At 66.6% G+C, this 15,737-nt stretch carries 18 protein-coding genes; 6 read left to right on the forward strand and 12 right to left on the reverse strand.

The features are described from left to right. Positions 1 to 7 precede the first annotated feature (7 nt). Entirely contained in the window at positions 8 to 1,036 is a 1,029-nt protein-coding gene (locus ASE50_RS16880; protein WP_056403320.1) for a DNA topoisomerase IB, read from the reverse strand. A 105-nt stretch (positions 1,037 to 1,141) separates the two neighbouring features. Here ASE50_RS16880 and ASE50_RS16885 point away from each other — a divergent pair, with 105 nt between their 5' ends. Next, positions 1,142 to 1,696: a type 1 glutamine amidotransferase domain-containing protein gene (locus ASE50_RS16885; RefSeq protein ID WP_056403323.1), complete on the forward strand. Its 555-nt coding sequence runs from the start codon at positions 1,142 to 1,144 to the stop codon at positions 1,694 to 1,696. A gap of 351 nt (positions 1,697 to 2,047) precedes the next feature. Here ASE50_RS16885 and ASE50_RS16890 read toward each other — a convergent pair whose 3' ends face one another. The 8 genes from ASE50_RS16890 to ASE50_RS16920 form a co-directional block, all read right to left on the reverse strand. Continuing rightward, complete coding sequence (locus ASE50_RS16890; RefSeq protein ID WP_056403324.1) at positions 2,048 to 3,106, reverse strand: acyltransferase family protein; 1,059 nt, start codon at positions 3,104 to 3,106, stop codon at positions 2,048 to 2,050. After that, positions 3,103 to 4,458 carry a putative O-glycosylation ligase, exosortase A system-associated gene (locus ASE50_RS16895; RefSeq protein ID WP_056403327.1) on the reverse strand — a complete coding sequence of 452 codons (1,356 nt, stop codon included), beginning with the start codon at positions 4,456 to 4,458 and terminating at the stop codon, positions 3,103 to 3,105. Before ASE50_RS16895 ends, ASE50_RS16890 begins: the two co-directional genes overlap by 4 nt. Beyond that, positions 4,451 to 4,591, reverse strand: coding sequence for a hypothetical protein (locus tag ASE50_RS19310; protein WP_200909573.1), 141 nt, complete (start codon positions 4,589 to 4,591; stop codon positions 4,451 to 4,453). The genes ASE50_RS16895 and ASE50_RS19310 overlap by 8 nt, the downstream gene beginning before the upstream one ends. A 120-nt stretch (positions 4,592 to 4,711) precedes the next feature. Next, the gene (locus ASE50_RS16900) at positions 4,712 to 5,074 is read right to left on the reverse strand and encodes a diacylglycerol kinase (RefSeq protein WP_056403330.1); all 363 of its coding nucleotides are present in this window, start codon (positions 5,072 to 5,074) and stop codon (positions 4,712 to 4,714) included. Beyond that, positions 5,071 to 6,855 carry a cation:proton antiporter gene (locus tag ASE50_RS16905; protein WP_056403332.1) on the reverse strand — a complete coding sequence of 595 codons (1,785 nt, stop codon included), beginning with the start codon at positions 6,853 to 6,855 and terminating at the stop codon, positions 5,071 to 5,073. Before ASE50_RS16905 ends, ASE50_RS16900 begins: the two co-directional genes overlap by 4 nt. After that, a complete protein-coding gene (locus tag ASE50_RS16910) occupies positions 6,855 to 7,289 on the reverse strand; it encodes an iron-sulfur cluster assembly scaffold protein (RefSeq protein ID WP_056403336.1) in 435 nt (144 codons plus the stop codon). Before ASE50_RS16910 ends, ASE50_RS16905 begins: the two co-directional genes overlap by 1 nt. Positions 7,290 to 7,338: 49 nt before the next feature. After that, a complete protein-coding gene (locus ASE50_RS16915; RefSeq protein ID WP_056403339.1) occupies positions 7,339 to 7,860 on the reverse strand; it encodes a CvpA family protein in 522 nt (173 codons plus the stop codon). A gap of 385 nt (positions 7,861 to 8,245) precedes the next feature. After that, positions 8,246 to 8,713, reverse strand: a complete 468-nt coding sequence (locus ASE50_RS16920) for an Lrp/AsnC family transcriptional regulator (protein WP_056403342.1) — start codon at positions 8,711 to 8,713, stop codon at positions 8,246 to 8,248. 178 nt (positions 8,714 to 8,891) lie between these two features. Between ASE50_RS16920 and ASE50_RS16925 the strand changes: the two genes are divergently transcribed. The 3 genes from ASE50_RS16925 to ASE50_RS16935 are packed head-to-tail and all read left to right on the forward strand — an operon-like array spanning position 8,892 to position 12,098. After that, on the forward strand, positions 8,892 to 10,571 hold the full coding sequence (locus ASE50_RS16925) for a sensor histidine kinase (protein WP_056403345.1): 1,680 nt from the start codon (positions 8,892 to 8,894) through the stop codon (positions 10,569 to 10,571). Beyond that, positions 10,571 to 11,557: a polysaccharide deacetylase family protein gene (locus tag ASE50_RS16930; protein WP_056403348.1), complete on the forward strand. Its 987-nt coding sequence runs from the start codon at positions 10,571 to 10,573 to the stop codon at positions 11,555 to 11,557. Before ASE50_RS16925 ends, ASE50_RS16930 begins: the two co-directional genes overlap by 1 nt. A gap of 46 nt (positions 11,558 to 11,603) precedes the next feature. Then, complete coding sequence (locus ASE50_RS16935; protein WP_056403351.1) at positions 11,604 to 12,098, forward strand: nucleoside deaminase; 495 nt, start codon at positions 11,604 to 11,606, stop codon at positions 12,096 to 12,098. 242 nt (positions 12,099 to 12,340) lie between these two features. On the opposite strand, the gene rplA is transcribed toward ASE50_RS16935, so the two are convergent. Next, positions 12,341 to 13,039, reverse strand: coding sequence for a 50S ribosomal protein L1 (gene rplA / locus ASE50_RS16940; RefSeq protein ID WP_056403353.1), 699 nt, complete (start codon positions 13,037 to 13,039; stop codon positions 12,341 to 12,343). 4 nt (positions 13,040 to 13,043) lie between these two features. Further along, the gene (gene rplK / locus ASE50_RS16945; RefSeq protein WP_055995235.1) at positions 13,044 to 13,481 is read right to left on the reverse strand and encodes a 50S ribosomal protein L11; all 438 of its coding nucleotides are present in this window, start codon (positions 13,479 to 13,481) and stop codon (positions 13,044 to 13,046) included. A gap of 157 nt (positions 13,482 to 13,638) precedes the next feature. Here rplK and ASE50_RS16950 point away from each other — a divergent pair, with 157 nt between their 5' ends. Both ASE50_RS16950 and ASE50_RS16955 read left to right on the forward strand, forming a co-directional pair. Further along, entirely contained in the window at positions 13,639 to 14,478 is an 840-nt protein-coding gene (locus ASE50_RS16950; RefSeq protein WP_056403358.1) for a hypothetical protein, read from the forward strand. Further along, entirely contained in the window at positions 14,475 to 15,140 is a 666-nt protein-coding gene (locus ASE50_RS16955) for a hypothetical protein (RefSeq protein WP_156347516.1), read from the forward strand. The genes ASE50_RS16950 and ASE50_RS16955 overlap by 4 nt, the downstream gene beginning before the upstream one ends. 13 nt (positions 15,141 to 15,153) lie before the next feature. Here ASE50_RS16955 and ASE50_RS16960 read toward each other — a convergent pair whose 3' ends face one another. Further along, positions 15,154 to 15,735 (reverse strand): GIY-YIG nuclease family protein, encoded by a 582-nt coding sequence (locus tag ASE50_RS16960; protein WP_056403363.1) that lies wholly within the window; start codon positions 15,733 to 15,735, stop codon positions 15,154 to 15,156. Between the last annotated feature and the right edge of the window lie 2 nt (positions 15,736 to 15,737).

The raw sequence follows: 15,737 nt of genomic DNA on the forward strand, positions 1-15,737 counted from the left end.
AATCCTTTCACGCGGCTTGGGCAACTTTCGCCTGCGCTTCGAGCAGCGCGATCAGCCCGCGTTCGTGCCGGTTGAGATGCTTGGCACTGCGCGGCAGGCGCAGCGTCTCGCGAAATTCGGTCTGCCCGTCCTTGACCAGATCGATCAGCAGCGGATGGACATAGGATTTGCGGGCGATCGCCGGAGTATTGCCCAGCGCATCGACCACCGGCCCCAGCATCGTCTTCAGGCTGATGTCCTGTTCCGCCTCGGCCAGCGAGGTGAAGGCCAGCACGCTCGCCCCCCACGTCCGGAAATGCTTGGCGGTGAAGTCCCCACCCATCGCCTCGCGGATATAGGCGTTGACATCGCCCGACGTGACCGGATGCGTCTCACCCTCGGCATCGACCCAGCGGAACAGATGCTGTCCCGGCAGGTCCTGACATTTCCGGACGAAGCTCGCCAGCGACCGGTCGGTGATCGTCAGGATGCGCAGCTTGCCCGACTTCGCCTTATATTGCAGCTTCAGCGAGGTGCCCGACAGCTTGGCGTGGCGCTTGCGCAGCGTCGTCGCGCCGAAACTCTTGTTGACCCGCGCATAGCCTTCGTTGCCGACCCGGACCCGGCCGAGATCGAGCAGCCGCACCACCGCCGCCACCGCCCGCTCGCGCGACAGCGCCCGCTTGGCAAGATCGCGTTCGACCTGCGCGCGCAACCGGGGCAGGGCATGGCCGAATGCGGCGCAACGATCATATTTCGCCGTCTCCTGCGCTTCGCGGAAATCGGGGTGATAGCGATATTGTTTGCGACCCTTGTCGTCCCAACCGATCGCCTGGATATGGCCGGAAGGGTCGGGGCAGAACCATGCGTCGCGATAGGCGGGCGGCAGGCCGACAGCGTTCAGCCGGTCGATCTCGTCGCGGTCGGTGATGCGTTCGCCGTCCGCGTCATAATATCCCCAGCCGCGCGTCAGCTTCTTGCGGGTGATGCCGGTCGCCGCGCAGTCCGAAAAGGTACAGCCGGCGGGGCAGGGGAGGTCGTCTTCGGCTGGTTCCATCGGGCTTTCCCTGCAGGTGATCCGATCAATGTTCGGCTCGTCGCTTCGTTCCGGAACCCGGCCGGTGCCGACCGGTTAGGGGCGGACCGTAACAGGAGATTACCCATGGCCGACCTCGCCAATGCCCGCGTGCTGATCCTCGCCGCCGACGGGTTCGAGGAATCCGAACTGTTCGATCCGCGTCAGGCGCTGCTCGACGCCGGGGCGCAGGTGACCCTCGCCTCGATCAAGACCGATCCGATCCAGGGCGTCGTCAACGACAGCGAAAAGGCGCGCACGATCACCCCCGACCTGACGCTCGACGATGTCGATACCGAACAGTTCGATGCGCTGCTGCTGCCCGGTGGCGTCGGCAATCCCGACAAGATGCGCATGGAGGAACGCGCGGTCGAAATCGTCAGCGAATTCATGGACGACGACAAGATCGTCGCCGCCATCTGCCACGCGCCATGGCTGCTGGTCGAAGCCGATGTGGTCGATGGCCGCCGCGTCACCAGCTGGCCGTCGGTGCGCACCGACCTCGAAAATGCCGGCGCGGAAGTGGTCGATCAGGAAGTGGTGATCGACGGCAACCTCATCACCAGCCGCATGCCCGACGACATTCCCGCCTTCTCAAAGGCGATGATCGAGGCGATCGAAAGCGAACTGGCCGAGGCGTGAACGGGGCGGGGCGGAGCAACCTCCGCCCCGTGTTCGCGGTAACCGGCGTTCGTCATTCCCGCCAAGGGAGGGTGCTGCGAAAGTACTGGTTCCAGCCCTGCCGTACCCCCGCGCAGGCGGGGGTCCAGGGTTCCAAGCGCATCCCGTTGTTTTGCTTGGCTCTGGATCCCCGCCTGCGCGGGGGTACGGCGAGTTTTCGACAAGCTTACGACCTTCGCGGAGGTCTCCGAAAGCAGGGATCCATATGCGTTAGGGTTTGCGGTCGGATCGCAGCCATTGCGGCTGTGGGTCCCCGCCTTGTCGGGGACAACGAGGCGTAACCTGAAATGGTAAGAGCCTGCCGTCCGCCCTTCAAACCTCGACCGCGACCCTCCGCCGATCCCACAACCGGTTCACCCACCCCTGCGCCGGTCGCTCGACATAGCGATACAGCAGTTCCGACGACCCGATCACCGCGACCCCATACAGCGCCAGCACCCAGACAGGTGCCACCGCCGCATCGGCGACGAACACCAGCTTGAACACGAACCACAGCAGGAAATGGCCGAGATAGGTCGCATAGCTGATCTCCCCCAACCGATGGATCGGCCACCATTCGAGCGGATTACCTCGCCGGTTCGACGTGATCGCCAACGCCAGCAACAGACACGCCAGCGCCGGCGGAAACGCATAGGGCTCGGGCAACAGCTTCAGCCCCCATCCAACCACCAGCAGCCCCGCCAGCAGCACCGCAATCCCCGCGACCCCGTCGCGCCGCTGCCACCGGACCCACAGCGCGCCGATCGCCGTCCCCACCGCGAACTGGATCACGCACCGCGCCACCGCGAAGCGTCGCAGATCGGCACCCAGCCCATCCTGCCCTGCATAGGGCAGCAGCCCGAACAGCAGCACCGCGACCACCGCCACCAGCGCCCAACTCGGTACCCGCCGCCAGTCGATCGTCACCGCCAGCACCGGGAACAGCAGATACGCCGCCGATTCCGCTGAAATCGACCACGCCGGATCGTTCCATGCCAGCGGCTCGACGAACCCCCAGCTTTGCAGCAGCACCACATGCAGCGGCAATTCGGCAAAGGGGAAGCGGTCGATATTGCGCCCACTCGCCGCCAGTACGATCGCAAGGGCGACCGCGCAGCCGAGCACGAACAGATGCAGCGGCCAGATGCGCGCCATCCGCTTCCACAGGAACCGTCCCGCCTCGCCGACCCCGCGTTCGCGAAACCGCGATCCCCAGGACAGCCAGATCACGAAGCCCGACAGCAGGAAGAAGAAGTCGACCGCCAGATACCCCTTGGCGATCGCGGACTCGATCGCCGGGTGCAGCGCGCCCATCGACCCGCGCAAGTGGAACAACACCACCCACCATGCAGCGATACCGCGCGCGCCGGTCAGTGCCTTCAACTCGTTCATGCCGCCATCGTCCCCGCCTTGCGCCGCTGGAGCGGCCGCCAGGCCGCCTCGGTCCGTTTGCGCGCCAGATAGGTGTCGAGGCCGATCTGCGCGCCGATCAGCATGAAGACGAAGGGTTGAAAAGCGATGGCGATGAAGTTCGCCCCGAACAGGTAGACGATGTGCCCGTTCTGCAGCGCGGCGGCGAGCGGCACCACCCACGCCTCGTCCTCGCCGGCCTTCGCATAGCGTCGCCGCAGCACTTCCATGCGGAACAGCCCGCCCAGATTGATCGCCAGCCACAGCATCAGCCCCGGCCAGCCCTGTTCGCCCAGCATCTCGAAATAGGCGGAGTGATAGGCGCGCGCCTTGTCGACCTCCAGACTGCGCTCGACCGTGCGGTTGCCGGTGTCGCCGACCACCGCGACCTTTTCATAGCGGATACGGTTCTGCAGGAACGCGTTAAACCCGCCGCCGAACGGGTTCTGCTTCACATAGTCCAGCGTCCAGGCCCACACCGCCAGCCGCGTCGATGCCGATGCGTCGGCCTGATAGGTGCCAATCGTCTCCATCCGCTGGGTAAAGGCGGACGGGAGGAACGGCAGCGCCAGCAGTCCCGCCGCACCCGCCACCGCCAGATAGGTCAGCCGCCGCTTCACGTCGCGCAGGCTCAGCACGCCCAGCAGCACGATGCACAGCAACCCGGTCCGCGTCGACGTGCCGACCGGAATCAGCAGGCAGGAAAAGGCCAGCGCATAGCAGAAGGTCCGCACCCGCCAGTCGGGCGCGAACACCGTGCCGAACCGGGTGAACCACAGGATTAGCGGGATGATCGCGATCGCGACGGTCGAGATCGTCGACCCTTCGTACAGGCCGGCATTGTTCGACACCATCAGGTTCAGCTCGCCATAGCCGCCGCCCGATCCCAGCGTCTTGATCCCGCCGACGATGATGATCGACGCCGCCGACAGCACCATGAACAGTAGCAGCGATTCGATTCGCAATTTCGTCCGCAGCGTCAGCGGCAGGAAGATCGCGAACGCCAGCGCCTTCCACACCCATTCCCATTTATACTGCGCGTCGACCGGAAAATCGGCGGTCTTCGTGGTCCACAGGCAATAAAAGAGCAGCGCCAGCATCAGCAATTGTCGCGGCGCGATACGCGTATCGCGCTTGTCGTCGACCGCGATCCACGCGACCACCGACATGCCGGCGGCGATCAGCGAAATCGGCACCGAGTTGAGCAGGATATAGGTCAGCCGCTGCGGCGCGACGATGTCGATATAGACATAGGTGAGCACGAACACGAACGGCCGCCGCAACCCGGCAGCGAACAACGCGCACAGGAACGCGACGAAGACGAGATCACGCACCCGGGCGTTTGCCCCGCTTCACGCGCACCCTGGCCGGCTCGCCCTCGCGATCCAGATCATCGCGCCGCAGCAGGTGCCATACCGCGAGCAGCATCAGGAAATGGGTAAGGCCCAGCGAGAAATTGTCGATCATTAGCCGGCCCCTTCGCGTCGACCGCCGGTATCGCACGGGCGGGTTGACGCGACGTTAAGCGCGATGGGAAGCGGGGGCCAGCAGCATGACGTGGTGAGGTCGGCGGGAACGGCGCAGTGGTCAGCCCGCGGCCCGGATCGTATCGACGACCATCGCCGCCGCCACACCCAGCGCGGCGATGGCGGCGACCAATACGGCACCCGCCAGCATATCCTTGATCGCGCCGATCTCGGGGTGCCGCGCGGGATGCAACAGGTCGATCACGCCTTCCAGTGCCGAATTGACCAGTTCCAGTGCCAGCACGATCGCGATCGTCACGCCGACCAGCGCCCACCAGACCGGGGACGGTCGCAGAACGATCAGCGCAACCAACGCTCCGGCGGCGAAACCCAGATGGCTGCGAAAGCTTGCCTCGCGACGCAGCGCCGTCCGTAGTCCCGCAACCGCGAAGCCCAGCCGTTCGCGGAGCGGCCGCCCCTTCATCCCGCGTCGTCGGCGACGGTACCTGCCGCGGCGCTGACCCGCGCATGGGTGAAGATCATCTCGCGGCCCTGGCGAATGTCGCCGGTTTCGGACTGCTGCAGCAACCGTTTCGCATCGGTCTTGCGGTACAGATCCTCAGTCCGGTCGATCTCGCCATCGTCGACGCCGACCGAGACCATCGCCGCGCGCGCCATCGTCACCGCCGAATCGAGCACCTCGCGGAACACACCCTCGATCGGCGCACCCGCCAGCTTCATGACCGCGCGCCGGTCGAACGCCCGCACGAAGATGCCGGGCGTCGGAAACGCCTGATGGATCGCCGCGACCGATTCACCGTCCAGCGGATCGCCATCGACGCAGAACAGCAGCAGTTCGGCATCCTGTGCCCCCGCCAGCCGCAACAGGTCGATGCGGGTGCCGTCGCCATAATAGACCTTCATGCCGAAACTGCCGGCGATCTCGATCATCTCGACGTCGCGGTCGATCACGGTGACGCTGATTCCCTGCGCCAACAGCATCTGCGCGACGGTCTGCCCGAACCGGCCATAACCGACCACGACCGCGCTCGCCCCGTCATGGCGCGGCCCTTCGGGCGTACCGCCCTCACGCTTTTCCGGGTCGGCGCGGAACCGGCGCGTCGCCATCATCAGGAACGGCGTGGTCGCCATCGACAGGGTGACGATCGCGCCGAAGACGCTCGCCGCTTCCGGCGCGATCAGCAGCGCGTTCTGCGCCTGCGCGAACAGCACGAAACCGAATTCGCCGCCCTGGCTCAGCAATAGGCCGAGCGCCAGCGCCCCGCGCCATGGCATCCCGAACAATCGCCCGATGCCGAAGATCACCAGCCCCTTGGTCGCGATCAGCGCGATCGCCATGCCGACCACGAACACCGGCCGCTCGACGATCGCACCCAGATCGAGCATCATGCCCACCGCCAGGAAGAACAGACCGAGCAGGATCGAACGGAACGGCTCGACATCGGCCTCCAGCTCGTGGCGATACGGGCTGTCGGCCAGCATCACGCCGGCGATGAACGCGCCGAGCGCGGTCGACAGCCCCAGCGCCTGCATCACTGCCGCGCTGGCAATCACGGTGAACAGTCCGGCGAACACGAACATCTCGCGCTCGCCCATATTGCCGATCAGCCGGAACATCGGCCTGAGCAGGAACCGCCCGGCAAGAATCAGCCCTGCGACCGCGCCGATCGTCCACAGCGCCAATTGCCACCCCGGCGGCCCAGCGGCATCGGCCGGGTTACGCGACAGCGCGGCGACGATGGTGATCAGCGGCACGATCGACAGGTCCTGGAACAACAGGATCGCGAACGCCCGCTCGCCGAACGGCGTCTTCATCCGCCCCGCCGATTGCAGCATCGGCAGCACCTGCGCCGTCGACGACAGCGCCAGCGGCAGGCCGAGCGCCAGTGCCGCCGCCCAGCTGAAATGCGTTGCCAGCCACACGACGCCGGTGATCGCCACGCCGCACAGCACGACCTGCATCAGCCCCAGCCCGAAGATATCGCGCTTCATCTGCCAAAGCCGCGACGGGCTGAGTTCCAGCCCGACGAGGAACAGCAGCAGGGTGATGCCGAGTTCGGCGATGGCCAGCTTGGATTCGGCGTTGCCGACCAGCCCCAGCACCTGCGGCCCGACCACCGATCCGGCGACCAGATAGCCGAGCGTCGCACCCAGTCCCAGTTTCCGGAAGATCAGGACGAAGATCAGCGCCGCGCCCAGCAGCGGCGCGAAATCCCGTAACAGCGATGCGGTGCCGTGCTCCATCAGGCCGCAGCCCGCCGGCCGGCAATCGCCGCCGCCTCCGCCGCCGCCTCGAACGCGAGCCGGATCGAGGCATGGCGCGCGCTGTGCGGCCGCGCCGGTTCGAACAGCGTCAACCCCGGCCATTCGGGCGCATCGCCTTCCCTTGCCAGCCACGTGGCCAGCGCGTCGCGAGCGGCGGCCAGTTCCGCCGCATTCCGCCCGACGATCTCGCGCGCCAGCAACGCCGACGACGCCTGCCCCAGTGCGCACGCACGCACCAGCATTCCGACCGCCGCGACGCGACCGTCCTCGTCCAGCGCGACATCCACCGTCACCCGGCTGCCGCAGATCGGTGATCGTTTCTCGACGCTGGCATGGGGGTTGGGCAGGCGGACGGCCTGCGCGGTCTCGGCGGCGAGGCGGAGGATTTCGGTGTTGTACAGATTGGCGGTCACGCGACCGGATGTAGGGCGCGATCGTGACGCTGGCGAGTCGGTCGCGCGATTATTCGCCGAACACCGGCTCGCCCCGGCGGCGTCGATCGATGAAATCGACCACGCTGGTGCTGGTGGCGTTGAGCAGCGGATAGGTCCGCGCGTCCTTGATCCACACCGGTCGCCGCGTCGGCCCGCCGCCGATGAAGTCCGCCGCCAGCAACAGCAATAGAAAGGCGAGACTGGTCAGGATCAGGCCCTTCAATGCACCAAAGCCGAACCCCAAAGCCCGGTCGACCGGGCCCAGCACCGACGCCCGCGTCCGCGCGCCGATCGCATTGGCGACCAGCCGCCCGGCAAAATAGCCGATCCCCGCGATCAGTGCGAAGGCCAGCGTCGCGGCCCCCCCGGCGGTGCCGGTCGGCCCGACCAGCGCAGCGGCAACCGGCGTATGGAACAGCTTGAGCGCCAGCACGACCAGCACCCATGCGCCGAGTGACAAAATCTCGGTCACGAACCCGCGCAGGAAGCCGAGCACTGCCGCACCGCCAACGGTGAGCAGAACGGCGATATCGAGCGAGGTCAGACCCATGGCCGGGCTATGCCGGGCGGGGCGGGGATTGTCGAGCGCTCCCGATCCTGTCCGGTCGGCGGGGCTGCGACGAACGTCCCGCGCGGGGGCCTTCTTCCGTACCCCGGCGGAGGCCGGGGGCCAGGTTGGAAACATCGGCGATCTGTCGGAAAGCCTTCCCAACCGGCTTCCGGTTCCGGCGAAACCTTGGGACCGATCGACATTCAGCGATACCCATGTAACTTCGTCATTCCCGCGCAGGCGGGAATCCATAAACGCTGACGGTTCGGCTCGATCCGCGACGCCGCGTATATGGGCTCCCGCCTGCGCGGGAGTGACGAAAAGGGGGTAGAACGCCATTCCTGCGCCCATCAAACTGAATTTCGCTCCCGCTTAGCGAAAGCGCCTATTCCGTAACCACCGGTATCCCCGGCAACGCCTTCGACGTCCGGACGGTCGGCGACGTCTTCACGCTCGCGACGTTCGGCGCGGTGATCAGCTGCGTCGTCAGCATCGACTGGAAGCTTTCCAGATCGGCAGCGACGATCTTCAGGATGAAATCGATCTCGCCGTTGAGCATATGGCATTCCCGGACTTCGGGGATCGTCGCGATGTGCGCCTCGAACGCCGCCAGATCGCTGCCCGCCTGGCTTTTCAGGCTGACCAGCGCGAACACGGTGATCGTGAAACCCAGCAGTCGCGGGTCGAGCGCGGCGTGATATCCTTTGATCGCGCCGGCCTCCTCCAGCGCCCGCACACGGCGCAGACAGGGGGGTGCGGTCAGCCCGACGCGCTCGGCCAGTTCGACGTTCGTCATTCGCCCGTCCTCCTGCAACAGCGACAGGATCTGCCGGTCGATACGATCGAAAGCCATATAGTGCGGTCCATGGGTTTGTTCGAATGAAAGCGCAACCTACAGCATCACAAAATTGCGCGGAAGCGTAATTGTCCCACATTGCGACGTACCGAAATTGAGCGGTTCCGGAATGCGCTTCTCCTCGTTAAGGGTTCCTTAGCGCGGCGGCTTCGCGTGGCGCTTTCATGGGTGGCTGGTGCACTTCGACGACACTCTCGAAACGGTTCTCGCTGCCGATTTGTCGGGCGAGGGCGCGCGCGCGTCGGTGTGGCGGCAACTCGTCGATCTGGTGGGCCGGGGACGGGTGTCCGCCGACCCCCGCGCCATCGCCTTGCTCCATGATCTGCGCGACCATGTCCCGCGAACGGTTCGCGTGGCCAGTGCCCGCGACCTCGAATATGCCCGTCCGCCGGTCGAACTGGTCGGATTGCTGGCGACCGATGTGATCGAAGCGGCCTTGCCGGTACTGCGCGGCGCTACCCTGTCGGTCGATCAGTGGCAGGCGCTGTTGCCCAGCCTGTCGCCACCCGCGCGCGGCGTGGTGCGCAATCGCCGCGACATCGACCCCGCCGTCCACCGCGCGCTCGACAGCTTCGGATCGGTCGATCTGGTGCTGTCCGACGAACGCCCGGTCGAACCGATCGCGCCGCAGCCGGTCGCCGCGCCGGTTCTCGCCGTCGTCCCGCCGCTCGCTGCCGTTCCGGTGACTGCGCCGGCGATCGATCCGGAACCGCTGTTCCTCGATCCCGCGACCGAGCCCGATCCCGCCGGTCCGTTCCGCATCGCCGACGTCATGGCGCGGATCGAGGCGTTCGAACGCATCCATGACGGCGCGCCGCCGCCCCCGCCGCAAATCGCGCCGCAGGACAGCTTCCGCTTCGAAGCCGACGCCGCCGGTCAGATCCGTTGGGTCGACGGGGTAAGCCGTGCGCCGCTGATCGGCATGTCGCTGGATTTCTGCGCGACGCCCGGCCATGCCCGGTTCGATGCGATCGCCGCCGGCGCGCTGCGCAAGCGCGCGCCGTTCCGCGATGCCCGTCTGACCATCGGCGGCGACAGCGATGCGACCGGCGAATGGTTCGTGTCGGGCGTGCCCGCGTTCGACCATGCCACCGGCCGGTTCATCGGCTATCGCGGGACCGCGCGGCGGCCCTATCACGGCGAACGCGCCGAACCGTATCTCAACCGCGATGCCGGCATCGCCCAGCTGCGCCAGCTCGTCCACGAACTGCGCACCCCGGCGGGCGCAATCGCGGGCTTTGCCGAGATGATCCAGCAGGAATTGTTGGGGCCGGTGCTGCCCGTCTATCGCGACCGTGCCGGTGCGATCCTCAACCATTCGCGCGATCTGGTCGCGGTGATCGACGATCTCGACCTTGCCGCGCGGATCGACGGCGACGCGCTCGACCTGCGCGACGATCGCGTCGCGCTCGGGCCGTTGTTCGACGTGATCGCTGCCGATCTCGTGTCGCTGTGCGAATTGCGCGGCACGCTGCTGGAGGTCGATCCGACCGACATCGCCGTCGCCGGGGATCGCCGCGCCGTCGAACGGCTTCTCGCCCGGCTGCTCGCGACCCTCGTTTCGGCGGGGGGGCAGGACGAATCGATCCATGTCCGGGTCGGCCTCGAAGGCGATGGCTTTGTGTCGATCGTGCTCGACCGGCCGCAGGCGCTCGACGCATGGCCCGGTAACAGTGTGTTCGACGTCGATGACGGCGAAGAGGATATGTCGCTGCTCGGGACCGGCTTCGCGTTGCGCCTCGCCCGCAATCTCGCGCGCGAACTCGACGGGACGCTGGCGTTCGGCTCGGCGACCCTGACCCTGCGCCTGCCGGCCGCCCATGCGGTGGAGATCGAACGGGCGCAGCGGCGCTGATGCAGCCGTTCCGGCCCGCCGATGGCCGACCGGTCGTCTGGCGCGAAGGGTTCGGCACACGCTTCACCGTCTTCGTCGATACCGAGGAAGAGTTCGACTGGCGCGCGCCGTTCCGCCACGATGGCTGGGGTGTCGGTGCCGTCGCCGCGCTGCCCGACGCGCACCGCCGTTTCGCGGGCAACGGCGTCGAGACCTGCTATCTGGTCGACTATCCGGTCGCGACCGATCCTGCCGCCCTCGACGCGCTGCGCGCGGTCGTCGCGCATGGCCGCGCCACGATCGGTGCGCAGCTGCACCCGTGGGTCAATCCGCCGTTCGACGAAACCCTGTCGGCGCATAGCAGCTTTGCCGGCAACCTGCCGCGCGCGCTGGAGGCCGCCAAGCTCGACCGCCTGACCGACGCCCTGACCAGGGGTTTCGGGACCCGCCCGATCGTCTATCGGGCCGGGCGCTATGGACTGGGGCCGGCGACGCTGGGGCTGCTGGCGGCGCGTGGCTATGCACTCGATAGCTCGATGCGCGCCCGCTATGACTATCGGGCACAGGGCGGGCCGGATTATCGCGGCATCGGCAACGATGCGTTCCACACCGGCCCCGACGAGCGCATCGTCGAACTGCCGCTGACGACCGTCTTCACCGGGCGGCTGCGGCGCGGCGATGCGCGGCTGTACGAAAGTGCAGGCCGGTTTCCCCGCGGCCGGGGTCTGCTCGCCCGGCTCGGCCTGCTCCACCGCGTCGCGCTGACGCCCGAGGACATGCCGCTGGCCGACGCGCTGGAGGCGATCCGGGTGGCGGTGGGCGAGGGGGTGCGTGTCCTCAACTTCGCCTATCATTCGCCCAGCCTCGTGCCCGGCCACACCCCCTATGTCCGCGATGCCGCCGATCTGGCCGCCTTCTGGCACTGGTGGGATGCCGTGCTGGCGCTGCTCGCCACCTTGCACGTCCATCCCGCGTCCAGCGACGACATCCTCGCCGCCGCCACCTGATTCTTTCGCCTTCCCCGTGCGTTGGGCCGCGCGAAAGGAATTGCCGATGCTCACCGCGCAAGACGAACACTGGATGCGCGAGGCGATCGCCATCGCCCGGACCAAGGGTGACGACCCGTCCTGCTCCCCCCTCGGCTCGATCATCGTCCGGGGCGACCGCGTACTGTCGGCGCAGCCGAACCAGACGCAGGAACTCCCCGACGCAACCGCCCATGCCGAAATGATGGCGATCCGCCGCGCCTGCGAAAGCGAGGGCGACATGGAGCTGCGCGGCGCGACGCTCTATTCGACGCTGCAACCCTGCGGCATGTGCACCATGGCCTCGATCTGGTCGAAGGTCGGCCGCGTCGTCTACGGCGCCGGCCGCGACGATGTGCACGCCATGTATTTCGAGGATCGGCACATCGATACGCTGGCCTTTATCAGCGACGCCTATCGCGACGACATCGTGATCGAGGGCGGGTGCCTGCGTGCGGAATGCGCGAAGCTCTATTACGGCCCGGACGACGACGTGCCGGAGGAGGAGCAGGGGAATATTTGAGCGGTAACGCCACTCCCGGTCCACCACCGTCATCCCGGCGAAGGCCGGGATCCATTGTGTCGGGTGCTCGCGACAGAAACGCCATCCAAGAAAAGGGCCGGAAGCGATAAGCCTCCGACCCCAATTCTGTGTGTCGGCCGACGCGGGAGTTAATCCCGCGTCGTCGGTCGGGCGCTACGCCCGGCCGGCCGGTCGCCAGCCGTCTCCGTTTTAGCTTGCGCTAAAGCGGTGCGGCCCGGAGCTTACGCTCCGGCTACTTCCGTAGTGTCGACCTTGATCCCCGGGCCCATCGACGACGAAACCGCGACCTTGCGGACATACTTGCCCTTGGCGCCCGTTGGCTTGGCCTTGACCACAGCATCGACCAGCGCGTCGAAATTCTCGCGCAGGTCTTCGGCCGAGAACGACGCCTTGCCGATGCCCGAATGGATGATGCCGGCCTTTTCGACGCGATATTCGACCTGGCCGCCCTTGGCCGCCTCGACCGCAGCCGCGACGTTCATGGTGACGGTGCCCAGCTTCGGGTTCGGCATCAGGCCCTTCGGACCCAGGATCTTGCCGAGACGACCGACCAGACCCATCATGTCCGGGGTCGCGATGCAGCGATCGAAATCGATCTTGCCGCCCTGGATCGCGTCCATCAGGTCTTCGGCACCGACGACATCGGCACCCGCCGCGGTGGCTTCGTCCGCCTTCGCGCCGCGCGCGAACACGCCGACGCGCACGGTCTTGCCGGTGCCCTTGGGCAGGGTCACGACGCCGCGGACCATCTGGTCGGCGTGACGCGGATCGACGCCGAGGTTCAGCGCGACTTCGATCGTCTCGTCGAACTTGGCGGTCGCATGGGTCTTCGCCAGCGCGATCGCTTCGTCGATGCCGTGCAGCTTGAGCGCGTCGACGGCGGTGGCGAGGGTCTTCGCCTTCTTGGTCAGCTTGGCCACAGTCTTAACCCTCCACCACTTCGAGGCCCATCGCGCGGGCCGAACCTTCGATGATCTTCGTCGCCGCGTCGATGTCGTTGGCGTTCAGATCCTTCATCTTGATCGTCGCGATCTCGCTCAGCTGCGAACGCTTGATCTTGCCGGCAACCGACTTGCCCGGTTCCTTCGAACCCGACTTCAGGTTGATCGCCTGCTTGATGAGATAGGTCGCCGGCGGCGTCTTCGTCTCGAAGCTGAACGAACGGTCGGCATAGACGGTGATGATCGTCGGCAGCGGTGTGCCCTTGGCGATGTCGCCGCTGGAGGTCTGCGCGTTGAACGTCTTGCAGAATTCCATGATGTTCACGCCGCGCTGACCCAGCGCCGGCCCGATCGGCGGCGACGGCTTGGCTTCGCCTGCCGGCACCTGCAGCTTGATATAGCCGGTAATCTTTTTGGCCATGAGTCTCACTCTCTTTCAAGTTTAGCGGTACGTGCGGCGCGATCCTGCCGGACCGGCCTCCCGCCATGGTTTCCAAAACTGTCGTTTGGGAAGCGGCGCGCCTAGCCGAAACACTGCGCACTTGCAATGTAGGATTTCGCCTGATCCGGTAGGCACCATGACCGCACCCGCCCCACGCCCCTATACCCGCAAACAGGCGCTGCAGAACGCCGCGTTTCTCGCCCAGCTCGAGCGCACCGGCAACGCCCGCGACGCCGCGCGCGTGACCGGTCTCAACCGCGCGATGATGAGCCAGCGGCGGAACGCCGACCCCGATTTCGCGCAGCGATGGGAGGCGGCGCTGACCCTCGCCGCCGCCCGCCTCGCCAGGCCCGACCAGGTCCAAGGCCCCGCGCGCGTCGTGCGATCGAAAGGCCGTCTGCAACTGCGCATCTCGCGAACCCGCACCATCGACCGCGACGCCGAACAGCGTTTCCTCGCCGCGTTGAGTGCCACCGCCAATGTCCGCCTCTCGGCACGCGCCGTCGGCTTCACCCATTCGAGCTTCTACGCCCGCGCCCGCACCCATCCCGGCTTCGCGCGGGAAATGCGGGTTGCCATCGCCATCGGTGCCGAACGGCTGGAAGCGGCGCTGCTCGAAAGCGGCCTGCCCGAGTCCGGCACCCACGACCATTGGCGCCACAACGATCCGCCCGCCATCCCGCCGATGACCGTCGCACAGGCGATGCAGATGCTCAATCGGAATGTCCGCCGCGAACGCGCGCTGACCAATCCTGATGCGTTGCCCAAACGCGGCGAGAACAACGCCGCCTGGATCGAACGCCGCGTACAGGCGATCGGGGTGTGCCGGATGCTCGGCGAAGAGGAAGCACGCATGGTCGAATATGCACAGGAAGAATGGCGCAAGGGCGGCCGCCGCGCGCAATGGGAGCCGGGCGGCTGGGACCTGCTGCTCGAACAGGCGTTGCGGATGAAGGGAAGGGCGGCTGGCCCATGACGGTCGCGCCGACACAGGCTAGACCGTCCCCCATGATCGTCACTCCGGCGGAGGCCGGGGTCCCGCGCCGATCGCGCGCACCACCCGCCCCGAAACCGCCGAAACGCACCTATCGTCCTCTTGCCGATCCGCCGCGACCGGCGCACGCTCCTGACCGAAGAGGATATACGAAAGGCGGCAACACGATGCGAAGCGCGTTCCTGATCCTGACCCTGATCGCCACCACCGGTCCGGCCTTCGCCGAGCGCCTGCCGATCACCACCTGGGGCAAGCCCGGCGTGTCGTTCGACGCCTATCGCCGCGACGCCCGCGAATGCGCGTTGCAGGGGGGCAAGGCGGATATTCGCGCGTGGAAGCCGACCAAGGAGGTCGTTCAGGGTGTCAAGCAACAGGAACTGGCGCTCGACAACACGCGCTCGTTCCATGCGAACGACGCGATCGCCGACTACGCGCTGATCTACAAACGACGCATCCGCGGCAATATCACGGAAGTGCAGCAGACGATGGTCGGCATGGTGGAGACGTGCCTGATCGGTCGCGGCTATCGCGAGATCGTGCTGGATCGCGGGCAGGAGCGGCAGTTGCGCAAGTTGAAATGGGGAACGGAACAGCGGGCGCGGTATCTGCATGCCCTGGCCACCCGGCCCCCCGGGTCATCATGAACCGGGACCGGGTTCAATCCTCCAGCCCGTCACCTTCGATCGCCTGCCCGAGACGAAGCAACTCGCGATGATAGCGTTCGAGGCGTTGGAAATGTGCAGCAATCGCGCCTGCGATTTCGCGCGAATTTTTGACGGCCAGAAAATGGCCGACGATCTGCGAATAATGTTCCGCCTGACGCGGTAACCGGAGTGCCGGATCGCGCTTCGCTGCGATCTCTTCGGCGGACATGACCTGAACGATCTGCGCCGGTTCGACCGGTTCGACGTCCGCTACCGGCAACGGCGGAACCTTGCCGTTCATCAACGCGGAAACCGGATGATATCGGTGGAACAGCGCATTCTCGATCGTATCGATCTGTGTCGGTGATTCGACCGGAAATGCCCGAACGAACGCGATCTCCCAGACGTCGATCTGCCGGTTGGCGATGATATCGGAACGTGCGGATGTCAGGTGCCGGTTGACGCGCGAACGAATGCCGTCACGCGACTGTCCGACATAGATCGGCACGTCATCCAGATCGCAAAGCGCATAGCAGCCGATCTGGTTGGTCAATGTGCGGACGGCGCGCCGCCGGAAATCCAGATCGATCGCCACCT

The organism is Sphingomonas sp. Leaf5 (assembly GCF_001421155.1).
Classification (GTDB): Bacteria; Pseudomonadota; Alphaproteobacteria; order Sphingomonadales; family Sphingomonadaceae; genus Sphingomonas.

Bases quoted from the DNA above. Each gene is read 5' to 3' on its own strand.
- ASE50_RS16880 (WP_056403320.1), bottom strand. From the start codon at position 1,036: ATGGAACCAGCCGAAGACGACCTCCCCTGCCCCGCCGGCTGTACCTTT.
- ASE50_RS16935 (WP_056403351.1), top strand. From the start codon at position 11,604: ATGCTCACCGCGCAAGACGAACACTGGATGCGCGAGGCGATCGCCATC.
- ASE50_RS16955 (WP_156347516.1), top strand. From the start codon at position 14,475: ATGACGGTCGCGCCGACACAGGCTAGACCGTCCCCCATGATCGTCACT.
- ASE50_RS16950 (WP_056403358.1), top strand. From the start codon at position 13,639: ATGACCGCACCCGCCCCACGCCCCTATACCCGCAAACAGGCGCTGCAG.
- ASE50_RS16905 (WP_056403332.1), bottom strand. From the start codon at position 6,855: ATGGAGCACGGCACCGCATCGCTGTTACGGGATTTCGCGCCGCTGCTG.
- ASE50_RS16930 (WP_056403348.1), top strand. From the start codon at position 10,571: ATGCAGCCGTTCCGGCCCGCCGATGGCCGACCGGTCGTCTGGCGCGAA.
- rplK (WP_055995235.1), bottom strand. From the start codon at position 13,481: ATGGCCAAAAAGATTACCGGCTATATCAAGCTGCAGGTGCCGGCAGGC.
- ASE50_RS16885 (WP_056403323.1), top strand. From the start codon at position 1,142: ATGGCCGACCTCGCCAATGCCCGCGTGCTGATCCTCGCCGCCGACGGG.
- ASE50_RS16920 (WP_056403342.1), bottom strand. From the start codon at position 8,713: ATGGCTTTCGATCGTATCGACCGGCAGATCCTGTCGCTGTTGCAGGAG.
- ASE50_RS16915 (WP_056403339.1), bottom strand. From the start codon at position 7,860: ATGGGTCTGACCTCGCTCGATATCGCCGTTCTGCTCACCGTTGGCGGT.
- ASE50_RS19310 (WP_200909573.1), bottom strand. From the start codon at position 4,591: ATGATCGACAATTTCTCGCTGGGCCTTACCCATTTCCTGATGCTGCTC.
- ASE50_RS16890 (WP_056403324.1), bottom strand. From the start codon at position 3,106: ATGAACGAGTTGAAGGCACTGACCGGCGCGCGCGGTATCGCTGCATGG.
- ASE50_RS16900 (WP_056403330.1), bottom strand. From the start codon at position 5,074: ATGAAGGGGCGGCCGCTCCGCGAACGGCTGGGCTTCGCGGTTGCGGGA.